Genomic DNA, 12,121 nt, shown 5'->3' on the forward strand with positions numbered 1-12,121 from the left:
GTTGAATTTATGTTTCAATTAATGCTTGTATTCTATTATATAACTTGGATAGATTTTCGTCCCTAGGAGCTGTAATTCCATATCTTTTTAGTATTTCAATTAAGTATCCATAAAAAGCAGTGTGAACTCTATCAAATGCACGTTGATATTCACCATTACTCATGAAAGACTCAGCATCTTCAATGGCTTGTGGGACCACATCATTTATTTTAAGCTGACTAAAATCGATTACTTCATAATCCTCTGGCAGTGGTAACAAAACCGTATCTACCAATACATTATCACCTTGTTTGTCATATATGAGACTTGCTGTCTGGGTAAGCAATTCTTTATGACCTTCAAAAAAATCCAAATCGTCAAAAGAAACTTTCACTTTAAGATAGGTACAAAGTGTATTCCATCCCATTTTGTGATACTACGTCAAGAAAATAGACACAGATTTTTCTACCGCTCTTTCGCTTGGTGGCCTTCATAAAAAAGTTTAAATAAAGAGCGATTTAAACTTTTTTATGAAGGCAAAATCAGGCTACAGAATTTCCATACATTCGCTCAAATTCATTTGGTGTATAGTACCCCAACGTCGAATGGATCCGCTTGGAATTGTGGAAGAACTCGATGTATTCAAACAGTGATTTCCTCGCTTCTTCTCTAGTTTTATACTTGGCCTGATATACTAGCTCACGTTTAAGAATGCCATGAAAAGACTCAATACAAGCGTTGTCATAACAGTTCCCTTTTCGGCTCATACTGCCTATCATATTGTACTTTTTTAATAGTTTCTGATACTCGGAAGAAGCATATTGGACACCTCGGTCCGAATGTTGGATAACTCCATTCCCTGGCTTTTGTCGCTTGTACGCCATCTTTAATGCAGCGATAACTAATTCCTTGGTCATGGTTTTGTCCATGGCCCAACCTACTATTTTACGAGAATACAAGTCCATTACGATCCCCAAATACAACCAGCCCTCATTGGTTGGAATATACGTGATATCCGTTACCCAAAACTGGTTTGATTTCCTTGCTTTAAACTGTCGATCTAAAACGTTTTCACTCACTGGATGATGATGCTTCGAATTGGTCGTAGCCTTGTATTTCTTGACTGTTCAAGATTTCCATTGGTTCTTCGTCATAATGCGAGAAACGGTGCGGTCACTTTTCGGCCGGATAAGCCATTTAAAGTAATCACTTTTGGAAACTCCCAGGACTTTGCACATCTTCTCCACTCGGAATTGGGAGTGGTGTTTATGAATGAATTCATATTTTACCGAGGAATTTTCGCAAAGTAGTGCATCGCCTTTTTTAAGATTTCATTTTCTTCCTCAAGATCACGTAATTGTTTTTTTAATGCTCTCAATTCAGCATCAGGGCTAGAAAATGTTTGCACTTCTTTTATTTAAGGCTGTTGACCATATTTTTTGATCCAGCCATGTAAAGTATTGGTATTCACACCTGTTCCCCTCGAAACCAGTGCAATAGACTTATTATTCTCCGCAATGTACTTTACAGTTTCTTTTTTATATGTTTCGCCATAACGTTTTCCATTTCCTCTACCCAATTAGACACACCTCTTTATAATTTATATTTTTATTATAACAATCTGTGTCTACTTTTTAGTCTAGCATCAGAATGTACAATTATGTTTGTGAATGCAAACGTAAAGTGTTTATTTAATCGGTCCCCTACCTTTCGGAAGGGGACCGATTAAAATGGTAGTATTCCTAACTGTTCTTCTAGCTTATATTTTATTTCTTTTAAATTATCATTTTCATTTTTTAGCTTTTTTATCTCATCCATTAATCTTGCGATTTTCGTTTGATCATCAATACCTGGCTCATATGCCGTTCCTTTGCATCGCCACCAATTACTACATACATATCCCATTCAGTAACTTGGTCATTTCTGTTAATCTTGATTGTGCTTTTCATCCATTCTTCTAGATCACTTTGGCTGCATTTCACTTTGTGTGAATGGAAAAATTCAGTTGCCCCCTAAGGCTATATAAGTACTCATTCCATTAATCTCCTTTCTCAGTCATTCGTTCATTTTCTTTATCAAAATGATTTTTAAGACGATATGAGTCTCCTATTATATTGACTACAGTTGCGTGATGGAGGACTCAATCTAAAATGGCATTGGCTATTTTGGGATCCTGAAAAATTTCTCCCCATATTTTAAAAATGGCATTTGTAGTTAAGATTGTGCTTTTCTTTTCGTATCTCATGTCAATTAGCTGAAAAAACAGTTTTGCATCTTCCGCGTCAATTGGAAGATATCCAATTTCATCGATAATAAGCAGCTTATATTTGGCATAATGCTTTAATCTATTTTCTAACCGATTGTCTAGTTTTGCCCTTTTCAAGTTCATGATCAAATCATTACATTTAATAAAATACGTACTGGTTCCTTTCTTAGCAGCAGCTATACCATTTGAGGTAGCTAAATGGGTTTTCCCGACCCCACTTGGGCCAAGAAAAACGATGTTTTCTTTTAACTCAATAAATCGCAAGGTCGTAAAATCTAATATCTGTTGCTTATTTATGGAAGGTTGAAAATTGAAATCAAAGTCCTTTACTTCTTTCATGTGAGGAAATGCCCCAACCTTTACCATAGATCTCACCATGTTTATTTCCTTCATATCAATTTCGTAATCAGTAAGTTTGACTAATGTATCTACAAATGGAAGTTGATTTATGGTCATGAAATCAATTGTTTCATCAAAATGATTGATCATCTGCTTTAACTTTAAGTATTCAAGATTTTGTACAAGTTTTGCATAACTACTATTCATTTTTATACACCTCATTAATTGCCTCTAGATTTTTCTTTGCCAGTTCTTCAATATTCGTCGAAGAAGGCAGTCCCCTAGCCAATGTTTCTATGTAGTGTTCTTGTTTGTAATTGATTTTCAACGGGCTAATGGTATGTTCGACAATTAAATCCGTGTTATAATAAACAAAGATATGGTTATCATATACTTGTAAACCTACGGTTTTTCCTATGTATCCAGTTGGAACTGAATACTGATTGGATTTGTAGGTTATCATATTGGAAGTATTTACTTTCACGAGTGTATGATCGATTTTATAGTGGTCTCTTATTCTTTCATTTGGTAGTGGGGATAAGAGATCTTTTTCTTTTTTTAATGCCAATACAGGTATTTTCCCTGTTCCCTGATGGTAGCTATGATTGATTCGATCGCACAGTTTTTGAACAAATTGATGAAGCTCTTCGTAGTCAAACTTTCCTTGATAAGCATGTATCTCGTCTAGTATCTTCATTTGAGCTTCTATCTTGGCTTTTGTATTGGGTCTTCCGGCAATACAGGGTTTGACTTTAAATCCCATATCCTGTGCGAATTGATCAAAACGTACATTTACTTTTCCTTTCGTGTATTTGGTTCGAGGCTCGTCCATGACAGTTTTCATATTATCAGTCACAATCGTTTTAGGAACTCCCCTCAAGCGCTTCAAAACTTTCCGTGAGGAAAGATAATAAGACGCTTTGGGATTTTGAAAGGGATAAATAATATGTTCTAAATCTTGAATATGCAAGTAACAACACGGCAATATTCACATAGATGATTTCCCCATCTTTTGTAATATATCGGATATTTTCTTTCTAATCTAATTGTGCTTGTTCAGCAGGCGGTGTTTCGAAGCGAATAAATTCGCTGTGTGTTCCCTTTGGCTTCCCAGAATCAAAATACTTTTGAAATTCTGGTTTAGATGATATATAAGCTCTAAAGGTAGATGCAGCGCACTTTAACCCATGATTCTCTTTTAAGTACTGCCATAGTACTCTTTTGTAATAAAATACTTGTTTAGAATCCTCTGATAATAGCAGCGAAATGGTCCCGTAATATTCATCAATTTTTGATGTGCATTTCCGGGAAGTTTTGGGTATATAGCCCGAAAGATATTTATCAATCGTACGCCGATCAACCCCCATATCCCGAGCCAGTCTACTCTTATTAATTTTCATTTTTAAATTCTCCATCAACATTTTTAATTTCGGCAAATCTAAAAAACTACTAATTTCAATATCTGTTTTAATACTTAATTGTAAATGCACAATATTCACCTCAAGAATATTATGCAAGTTTATTGACGAAATTGTACACTCTTAGACAATCGTTTCTGTACATGATTAGGGTATCATTTATAAAAGGGATTAGAACCCATTGGTATCTTTCATTATTCTAGGCAAATTAAGGCCATTCAGCTTACTATATAATACGATGATGGCACAAGATTAAGCTGCCACGTCACCAAACGTTATCTAGTTGTAATATCTTTAAATATCCAAGCATACCCATTAATAAAAAATTATGGGAGCTTGATTCAATTGCGTTATAAAACCCACATAGTTAGTTCACTAACATTAGGGGCAGGAATCTCCATAACGCTTCATTATCCCTTTCACGTAGGCTATGTTTTAGGCATCATGTTTGGATCCTTATTACCGGATATTGATGAACCACGGTCTTTTATCGGACGAAGATCTTTTGGATTTGCTTCGTTTGTTAATGAAACATTTGGGCACCGTGGTATAACACATAGCCTATTTGCTTGGGGGATCGTTTCTTTTTTTTGTCTACTATCTCCTACTCCTTTCACTATTGGAATCTCATTAGGATACCTTTTTCATTTATTCGGTGACTTTTTCTCTGTTCGAAGTATTCAGTTGTTCTTACCATTCCATCCTTTTCGTCCTAAACTACCACTCTCTTATAAAACCGGAAGCCTTTCAGAAGATATCCTCTTTTATATCTTTACCATTCTTTTAGTTTACTTTGTGTTTATCCTAGGTCATTTACATCATTATTTTATTCTTTCTTCCACTGAATTATTAGATAAGATGATTCATATTTTAGTAGAGATTATAAAAGGAGTGATGACATGATTCAAAAACCGCTGATTATACATCCGGATAGTCGAGTCATTTATGTGGTAGAGGCTCTTGATAAAACCGGAAAAATAAGTCAACGATTAATCCAATATGCAGATTTAATTCAAGCACCGGAACAAATTCATACTTATGTTTTAAGTCCTTATGCGCTATGGACAGCAAAAGCAAAAGGAATCAGCTCAGAGGAGCTAATTGATTTCTTAGAAGAAAACTCACAGAATTCAATTCCCGAAAAATTGAAGCAAGAGATCAGAAAAGACATGGAACATTTTGGATCTTTAACCTTTTTGATAAAAGAAGATTATCTTATTTTAAGAGCCGAAACGGTCGAGCTCATTCAAAAAATAAAAGGATTAGACAGTATTCGTGGAAAGTTAATTCCAACAGAGGACCCTAATATACTAATGTTCCTTCTTAGGTACCGACGAGAGATTAAAAAGGTATTATTTGAGCACAACTTATTTGTAAAGGATGCCATATATGAATGGGGCGATGAACTGGACATGAGGGTTATTCCACAATCGTTACATAAGTATCAACTTTTAGCAATCAATCATTATTTAAACCATCACCATCAAGCTGGTGGTGGCGGAACAATAATCATGCCTCCAAATTCAGGGAAAATGATTGTTGGGCTTAAAGATAATGGAAGCATTAAAAACATCGACTTTAATTATTGTCGAAGATAAATATAAAGTAGAAAATTGGAAAAGAGGAATTTTGGAGAACACAGACCTTACCGAAAGTAATATCAGTGTTTTTAATCCTAATATGAGAAAATTAAAACCAGTCACCATAGGTACTTACAGCGGTCTCTGTGATTTTGCGGATCAATTACAAGGATTTGGATTTGTGATATACGATGACGCTCATGTATTTCCTACACCAAAACATGAAAAAACTATCGATATTCCATCGGCGAATAAACTAGCGTTGGCGTCCACCCTTGCAAGGTCCGATGGTAATGGGAATCTCGTTTTAGCTTTAATTGGACCTAAATGGTATGAGGTTTTATACCTAACACTAGTTCATCAAAAGGTACATGTTCCGGTAACATGCATCGAAGTCAAAATTCCATTGCCAACAGAAGAGCAGCAACACTACTTAAGCCGTGATCCTCATAAAAAAGTGAATGCAGATAGCTTAAACTCCAATAAAGCCAAAATTGTCCATATCCTTTTGAAAAAAGAAGTAACCAAACGATTATTATTAGTATCTTACTTTCAAGAGGTAATTAACCAATTCCGGGATCGGTTTAAATTCGATATCCTAGACAGTCATTTAAATGAAGAAGAACGTCTGAACATTATTAATGCGTTTAATGAACAAAAAATCGATAAATTGTTAACTGCTTCCAAATTAATTGAACATATGCCTCTTAGTATGGTGGAAGTGATGATCGCCCTTTCACATCAACAAGGTTCGGAACGAGAAGAATATCTTCGTTTAGGAAAACTGTTACCCGCTGAATTCGGGAAAGAAAAAGCAGTATTATATTCCCTCATTTCAGAAAATACAGAAGAGGAAAGATACTATTCAAAAAGAAGGAGAAAATTAATCAATCAAGGTTTTCATTATCAGATCAAAAAATTTCAAGATCTAATGGAAAGAGGGGAGTTTTTTGAATCATAAAGAGGCGTTAATGCAATTAGACATAGAAGAATTAAGAGACATACTAAAAAACTTACGTATAAGCGTGTTCCACGATTCTGTATCTTCGTGGATTGCATCAAAAATTGCGGATTTTTACTTAGATGGGAATAAACTGCCCATATTAATCCCTGAAATCGGCGAAAAAACAATTCAAGATTTACAACTTTATGCGCATACCCAAAAACCGCTTTCGGAAGAGCAAAAACATTTGCTGAATCGATACGGTATAACTGTCAATGGTATACTTCCTGATGATTTATGTGACCAAATTCGCCAATGGACAAGAATACAGTATGTAAAAACTTTCCCTTCAAAAAGTGATGATGTACGACACACTCTTTTTTTGAAATTTATTTTAGTATTGTCCTATTTTGAAAAGGTACAAGAAATCAAATTAATTAATCGAAAAAACGATCGAAATATACGAAGAATTTCTGAAGAATTATGTATCGATTCAACATCCCTTTGGAAGATCATCAATGCCATGGTCCAGTTTGATTTCATACAAAGATCCAAAAACCTGTACACAATGAATGTTTCAAGGTACCATGAGTGGAAAAGAAGACCAATTGACCAAATACTAAAAGAGTTTTACCAAAAAATAAGTAAAGATCGTGTGTTATCCTTTTTGAAAAAAGTGTCTCATTACCAAATGGCTCCGGATGAATGGGTCGATATGACGGTTCTTACAGATACTTCCTTTGAATTTGATCAAGCAAAATCGTTAGGTTTAATTCAAGTATATAAAGAAGGTCAAAAAACATTTGTTAAATTAGTTCCTGAAAGTTGGTACATAACGAAAACAAGTTTCCCTCCTGTTTGGAATACAAAAGCCATATTCGTATCAGCTGCTTTTGAATTATTCTATCCTTTCCACTATGAGCCTTTTATTCTTTTGGATCTACTACCATTTTGCTCGTTAAAAGATTCTCATTATTTTTTAGTGTTTGACATCGAATTAGATAAAATAAAAAAGATTCCAAAAGGAGGGAAGCTTTTTTATTCAACTTTAATGGCTAAATCCATATTAGTCCCCGATGTGGTTCATTATGAAATAGAAAAAGAAATCTCAAACTTGCCCACTTTCTGAATATGCAACCCAATTATTTGAAAAAGCCGCTAACATTAGTTAGCAGCTTTTTATTCCTAAAACAACTGAATTGTATTTATCATTTAATATTTCGTTCATCTTTCCATATTCTAATCCCTATTATTTAATACAAAAAGTTTTTTTATAACTTTTCCTTTAATACTTATTTTTTATAATATCATATTGATTTAGAAAAAGGCGGGAGATTTTCTTACCTACCCACTACTCCTTTAGCACTTTCTAAATTATCAAGAATTTTCTTCATTTTATTGCGAATTTCCTTTTGAGTTTCTTCTTTCTCACTCATCACTTTATCTAACCTCTTATTAATCGTGGTAAATTGTCCTCTAATATCATTAAATTGTTTATTGACATTATCAAAATGTTTATTAAATGTTTGTTTTAATTCTTCGTTCATACTTACACCTCAAAAAGTTTTGTCAGATTTTAGTAATATCAATTCAATTATAGCAAAAAACTCCGGGTGAAATGATCTATAACAGATATATTTATTTAGTTATTAATCTTCATTTCTGCTACTCTACCATATTTAATAGTAACAGGTTTATCATGCCAACTGATTATAGACTCAAGTTTATTAGATTTTACGTATACAGTTAAATTTGCAAAAACAACTTTCATTCTTTATTTAAAATCCTTTTTTCATCATCAAGACTTAATAAGAATTTTGTTTTAGAATTTAGTTCGTTTCTATAACTTTTAAACTCAACATTCTTTTAGATTTCAAAATTGTTCCCTCTTTTAAGTCTCCCCATTTTGAATCATTTTTTTCATTTTCAAAATCAACTATCCATTGATTTTTGGTGTAATAGGTCCAGTAATTTAATTGATTAGTCTTGGCATTTAACATATTACATGGATCCAATACTAATAATACAAAAAATACAGGGGTAATATTTTTTCCTAACATGGTATTACCTCCAATTTATTTATATATCAATTTTGGATAGTATCACCAATATATTAATAATGTGAAACAAGAATTCAAATCTTTATTTTTGAAAAGGGGCAGAACCAACCAATTCACTGAATACAGCAAATCACACTTCTCTACCTGCGTTTTAATTTGTTGAAGTACCTTCCTTCAACGCATCATCTAATTGCCCAACTAAGTTTGCTACTCTAAAAAAACGGAACTTTTTATTCAATTTCGCATGCCTTAACTCCATGACCGTTCCTAAAATGAGTTTCCCCCTTGCCTAGGCCTCCATAAGCAGTGAATTTTGTTTTCCTTCATAAAGCACTGGTCACAAATTTCTTCTTTCAAGGCTGTGGCTAGTATAAGTATCAGGTCGTTCCATTCATAGTTCTTAATCCATTTAAGCTCTCTGAATATACTTTTTAACCACTCCTTTTTAATAGAATTAAAGAGTTGAACATTCTACACTAATTTTGTTAAGATGAAACAAATAGAACGAATGTTCCTTTTATAAGGAGGTGAAAAATTATGAGTCTAACCTACACCAAGAAGATCCAAATTGAGTTTTCCAAAAAGGATGAACTGATACTTGATGGCCAGAGCAAAATTTGCAATTGGCTATATAATCAACTATTAGATGCTTGCCAAAAGGATTACTATGAAAATAATAATTCTTTAAAACTTTTAGAGGGGAGAAACCTGCGTAACTACGGAGTCTCTTTAAAGAAGAGTCATCCATTCTTAAACTCAGTCTTCTCTTCTGTGTTAAAGGAACCATCTACAAGATTGCTTAAAGCATATAAGAGCTTCTTTAAAGGTGATACTAGATATCCTAAACATAGGAGCTGGAGAAAAAAATGGTTTAGTCTTGTTTTTGATGAGCCAAATAAAGGCTGGGAAATTCTAAAGGAAGGAAAAGCAGTTTCTATTTCATTAGGCAAGGTACCTGGATTACCAAAGCAAAGAGGTAAAAAAAATCCTTCTATTTTTGGGAAGTTGAAAGAAAATGTAGAGTTAGGTGATGGAGAAGAATTAAAAACGTTTAGACTTTGCAAGCAACAAGGCGATAAGTTCTTTGCAATCTTCACCATAGAACGCTGCTCAGAAACAGAAATTGAATTTAAAAAAGCAATGTCAAACTATCGAGTTCAGCGCATTAGGTCTAAAAAGTTAAATGAACCCTTACCTCAAAAACCTTCATTAATTAAACAGGAACTTCACATTCCAGATAATATAAAATGGATTTCCTTAGATCCTAACCATAAAAACTTCTTTGTTGGTGTAGACGATGAAGGTAATTCTATTGAATTTAAGAAGCTTTTAATGATTAATTATTGGGATAAAAAAATTGATCAACTAAAAGCCAAACGAGATATTTGCGTAAAGCAATACAAAACGAAAAAAAGCAAATACGGAAATTCTTATACAATTCACAGTCCACGATGGAATAAATTAAACTCTGCAGTGAATAGAGCATACAACAAACGTCGAGAACAAATTAAGACAGCGTTGTATTCTATTGCCCATGTTTTGTACGATAGATACGATCTAGTTATCATTGGTGACTATACTCCAGCCAATAAACATGCTCCCTTCAAAAATATGAAAAGAAGTATGTTGAATCAAGAACAAATCGGTAAATTCCGTAGCATCTTAAAATGGGTTGCAACTAAACGTGGTAAGTATTTTTTAATATCTGATGAATATAACACTACCAAAGAATGCTGTGTTTGCGGATATATGAGAAAAAGAGATCCACATATACGTAGCTTTACATGTGAAAACTGTGGGACCCCATTAATGAGAGATATTAATTCAAGTGTCAATATTGGAAAAAAGGTAGGATATAAGTTAAATATTCCTCTTTATAAACACAAGCTTCAAAGCTTCACTTTTATAGGAAAAGCACCATATGGAGCGGAGATTGCTTGGGTGAAAAAATAATCTACATTGCCTTGCTTAGGCTAGTTGAGGTTGGCTAAACATCAATAGCCTCAACTATACTTGTGACAACATATGTTGTTCTGCCAACAAGACCATCACACTATTCATGGTCTTGACTTGGGGAAAAGATTTATACTCGGGTGTGACATTTTAATTCCGATTTAGATAGGATTAAAATGATGATGAAAATCAAAGCAGTCGAACCGACACTTGTTCACTCACAAATACCTTTAATATAAATACAGTATTATAGAAAAGCAATACAAACAAAAAAGACCCTTAAACACATTATATTTAATGTATTTCAGGGTCTTTCACTATTTTGATACCGGTGACCAGGGTCGAACTGGTACTCCCGAAGGAACACGATTTTGAGTCGTGCGCGTCTGCCAATTCCGCCACACCGGCATAGTATGGAGGCGGCAACCGGATTCGAACCGGTGGTAAAGGTTTTGCAGACCTCTGCCTTACCACTTGGCTATGCCGCCATACTTGGAGCGGAAGACGGGATTCGAACCCGCGACCCCCACCTTGGCAAGGTGGTGTTCTACCACTGAACTACTTCCGCGTACTGGGCTAGCTGGATTCGAACCAACGAGTGACGGAGTCAAAGTCCGTTGCCTTACCACTTGGCTATAGCCCATTAATACTATTTAAAATTTTAATTATTTATAAAGTAATGGGGCGGATGATGGGAATCGAACCCACGAATGTCGGAACCACAATCCGATGCGTTAACCACTTCGCCACATCCGCCATGGCAGGGGCAGTAGGAATCGAACCCACACTGAAGGTTTTGGAGACCTTAGTTCTACCTTTAAACTATGCCCCTGTTTTTTAAATGGTGGAGGGGGACGGATTCGAACCGCCGAACCCGGAGGGAGCGGATTTACAGTCCGCCGCGTTTAGCCACTTCGCTACCCCTCCACAAAATAAAAAATGGTGCCGGCCAGAGGACTTGAACCCCCAACCTACTGATTACAAGTCAGTTGCTCTACCAATTGAGCTAGGCCGGCGAAAGAATGGTGGCTCGGGACGGAATCGAACCGCCGACACATGGATTTTCAGTCCATTGCTCTACCGACTGAGCTACCGAGCCTTTACATATTCTTATGTATAATGGCGGTCCGGACGGGACTCGAACCCGCGACCTCCTGCGTGACAGGCAGGCATTCTAACCAACTGAACTACCGGACCAAAATAGTTTCAAGAGAACTTGAAAGTATTTTCATTAATTGCGGAGGCAGGATTTGAACCTGCGACCTTCGGGTTATGAGCCCGACGAGCTACCAGACTGCTCCACCCCGCGATAATAATATGGTGGAGGATGACGGGATCGAACCGCCGACCCCCTGCTTGTAAGGCAGGTGCTCTCCCAGCTGAGCTAATCCTCCAGTTTTTATAATATAATTAAATGGTGACCCGTACGGGATTCGAACCCGTGTTACCGCCGTGAAAGGGCGGTGTCTTAACCGCTTGACCAACGGGCCAAAGTTAATTATGGCGGAGAGCAAGGGATTTGAACCCTTGAGACAGCTCTTAACCGTCTACACGATTTCCAATCGTGCTCCTTCGGCCACTCG

The 12,121-nt window shown here is 35.5% G+C and carries 9 protein-coding genes, 14 tRNA genes and 3 pseudogenes (1 of these 26 only partly in view); 5 read left to right on the plus strand and 21 right to left on the minus strand.

Going from position 1 to position 12,121, the window contains the following annotated elements; all coding sequences use genetic code 11:
- Positions 1 to 7: 7 nt before the first annotated feature.
- The 5 genes and pseudogenes from I5818_RS19525 to istA all read right to left on the minus strand — a co-directional run bounded on the left by I5818_RS19525 (position 8) and on the right by istA (position 4,074).
- A complete protein-coding gene (locus tag I5818_RS19525; protein ID WP_455749003.1) occupies positions 8 to 406 on the minus strand; it encodes a hypothetical protein in 399 nt (132 codons plus the stop codon).
- Positions 407 to 521: 115 nt separating this feature from the next.
- Positions 522 to 1,558 (minus strand): annotated as a pseudogene (locus I5818_RS19530) (IS3 family transposase).
- Between the two features lie 146 nt (positions 1,559 to 1,704).
- Positions 1,705 to 1,884: a hypothetical protein gene (locus tag I5818_RS19535; protein WP_139254939.1), complete on the minus strand. Its 180-nt coding sequence runs from the start codon at positions 1,882 to 1,884 to the stop codon at positions 1,705 to 1,707.
- 133 nt (positions 1,885 to 2,017) lie between these two features.
- A pseudogene (istB, locus tag I5818_RS19540) lies at positions 2,018 to 2,791 on the minus strand (IS21-like element helper ATPase IstB).
- A pseudogene (istA, locus tag I5818_RS19545) lies at positions 2,784 to 4,074 on the minus strand (IS21 family transposase). Before istA ends, istB begins: the two co-directional pseudogenes overlap by 8 nt.
- Positions 4,075 to 4,347: 273 nt before the next feature.
- Here istA and I5818_RS19550 point away from each other — a divergent pair.
- From I5818_RS19550 to I5818_RS19565, 4 genes are read left to right on the plus strand one after another with little or no spacing between them, the layout of a single operon-like run.
- Positions 4,348 to 4,905 carry a metal-dependent hydrolase gene (locus I5818_RS19550; RefSeq protein WP_071977062.1) on the plus strand — a complete coding sequence of 186 codons (558 nt, stop codon included), beginning with the start codon at positions 4,348 to 4,350 and terminating at the stop codon, positions 4,903 to 4,905.
- Complete coding sequence (locus I5818_RS19555) at positions 4,902 to 5,600, plus strand: helicase-associated domain-containing protein (RefSeq protein WP_071977061.1); 699 nt, start codon at positions 4,902 to 4,904, stop codon at positions 5,598 to 5,600. The genes I5818_RS19550 and I5818_RS19555 overlap by 4 nt, the downstream gene beginning before the upstream one ends.
- A complete protein-coding gene (locus tag I5818_RS19560) occupies positions 5,542 to 6,543 on the plus strand; it encodes a helicase-related protein (RefSeq protein ID WP_071977060.1) in 1,002 nt (333 codons plus the stop codon). Before I5818_RS19555 ends, I5818_RS19560 begins: the two co-directional genes overlap by 59 nt.
- Entirely contained in the window at positions 6,533 to 7,654 is a 1,122-nt protein-coding gene (locus I5818_RS19565) for a hypothetical protein (protein ID WP_071977059.1), read from the plus strand. Before I5818_RS19560 ends, I5818_RS19565 begins: the two co-directional genes overlap by 11 nt.
- Before the next feature lie 211 nt (positions 7,655 to 7,865).
- Here the strand turns inward: I5818_RS19565 and I5818_RS19570 are convergent, their stop codons facing one another.
- Together I5818_RS19570 and I5818_RS19575 are read right to left on the minus strand one after the other, a co-directional pair.
- A complete protein-coding gene (locus I5818_RS19570) occupies positions 7,866 to 8,072 on the minus strand; it encodes a hypothetical protein (RefSeq protein WP_071977058.1) in 207 nt (68 codons plus the stop codon).
- Positions 8,073 to 8,354: 282 nt separating this feature from the next.
- The gene (locus I5818_RS19575; RefSeq protein ID WP_071977057.1) at positions 8,355 to 8,585 is read right to left on the minus strand and encodes a hypothetical protein; all 231 of its coding nucleotides are present in this window, start codon (positions 8,583 to 8,585) and stop codon (positions 8,355 to 8,357) included.
- Positions 8,586 to 9,122: 537 nt separating this feature from the next.
- On the opposite strand from I5818_RS19575, the gene I5818_RS19580 reads away from it, so the two are divergent.
- Positions 9,123 to 10,538 (plus strand): RNA-guided endonuclease InsQ/TnpB family protein, encoded by a 1,416-nt coding sequence (locus I5818_RS19580; protein ID WP_071977056.1) that lies wholly within the window; start codon positions 9,123 to 9,125, stop codon positions 10,536 to 10,538.
- A gap of 326 nt (positions 10,539 to 10,864) precedes the next feature.
- Here I5818_RS19580 and I5818_RS19585 read toward each other — a convergent pair.
- The 14 genes from I5818_RS19585 to I5818_RS19650 all read right to left on the minus strand — a co-directional run.
- A tRNA-Leu gene (locus tag I5818_RS19585) sits at positions 10,865 to 10,946 on the minus strand.
- Positions 10,947 to 10,952: 6 nt separating this feature from the next.
- Positions 10,953 to 11,026, minus strand: a tRNA-Cys gene (locus tag I5818_RS19590).
- 5 nt (positions 11,027 to 11,031) lie between these two features.
- Positions 11,032 to 11,106: transfer RNA gene (locus I5818_RS19595), tRNA-Gly, on the minus strand.
- Positions 11,107 to 11,109: 3 nt separating this feature from the next.
- Positions 11,110 to 11,181: transfer RNA gene (locus I5818_RS19600), tRNA-Gln, on the minus strand.
- A gap of 37 nt (positions 11,182 to 11,218) precedes the next feature.
- Positions 11,219 to 11,294 (minus strand) — tRNA-His (locus I5818_RS19605).
- Between the two features lie 2 nt (positions 11,295 to 11,296).
- Positions 11,297 to 11,370 (minus strand) — tRNA-Trp (locus I5818_RS19610).
- Positions 11,371 to 11,380: 10 nt separating this feature from the next.
- Positions 11,381 to 11,465 (minus strand) — tRNA-Tyr (locus I5818_RS19615).
- A 13-nt stretch (positions 11,466 to 11,478) separates the two neighbouring features.
- Positions 11,479 to 11,554 (minus strand) — tRNA-Thr (locus I5818_RS19620).
- A 7-nt stretch (positions 11,555 to 11,561) separates the two neighbouring features.
- A tRNA-Phe gene (locus tag I5818_RS19625) sits at positions 11,562 to 11,637 on the minus strand.
- A 21-nt stretch (positions 11,638 to 11,658) separates the two neighbouring features.
- Positions 11,659 to 11,735: transfer RNA gene (locus I5818_RS19630), tRNA-Asp, on the minus strand.
- Between the two features lie 38 nt (positions 11,736 to 11,773).
- Positions 11,774 to 11,847: transfer RNA gene (locus I5818_RS19635), tRNA-Met, on the minus strand.
- A 9-nt stretch (positions 11,848 to 11,856) separates the two neighbouring features.
- Positions 11,857 to 11,932: transfer RNA gene (locus I5818_RS19640), tRNA-Val, on the minus strand.
- 21 nt (positions 11,933 to 11,953) lie between these two features.
- Positions 11,954 to 12,028: transfer RNA gene (locus I5818_RS19645), tRNA-Glu, on the minus strand.
- Between the two features lie 11 nt (positions 12,029 to 12,039).
- Positions 12,040 to 12,121, minus strand: a tRNA-Ser gene (locus I5818_RS19650) (it continues 11 nt past the right edge of the window).

Source organism: Heyndrickxia oleronia, from assembly GCF_017809215.1.
GTDB lineage: Bacteria > Bacillota > Bacilli > Bacillales > Bacillaceae_C > Heyndrickxia > Heyndrickxia oleronia.

Bases quoted from the DNA above. Each gene is read 5' to 3' on its own strand.
- I5818_RS19525 (WP_455749003.1), bottom strand. From the start codon at position 406: ATGGGATGGAATACACTTTGTACCTATCTTAAAGTGAAAGTTTCTTTT.
- I5818_RS19535 (WP_139254939.1), bottom strand. From the start codon at position 1,884: ATGGGATATGTATGTAGTAATTGGTGGCGATGCAAAGGAACGGCATAT.
- I5818_RS19555 (WP_071977061.1), top strand. From the start codon at position 4,902: ATGATTCAAAAACCGCTGATTATACATCCGGATAGTCGAGTCATTTAT.
- I5818_RS19570 (WP_071977058.1), bottom strand. From the start codon at position 8,072: ATGAACGAAGAATTAAAACAAACATTTAATAAACATTTTGATAATGTC.
- I5818_RS19575 (WP_071977057.1), bottom strand. From the start codon at position 8,585: ATGTTAGGAAAAAATATTACCCCTGTATTTTTTGTATTATTAGTATTG.
- I5818_RS19580 (WP_071977056.1), top strand. From the start codon at position 9,123: ATGAGTCTAACCTACACCAAGAAGATCCAAATTGAGTTTTCCAAAAAG.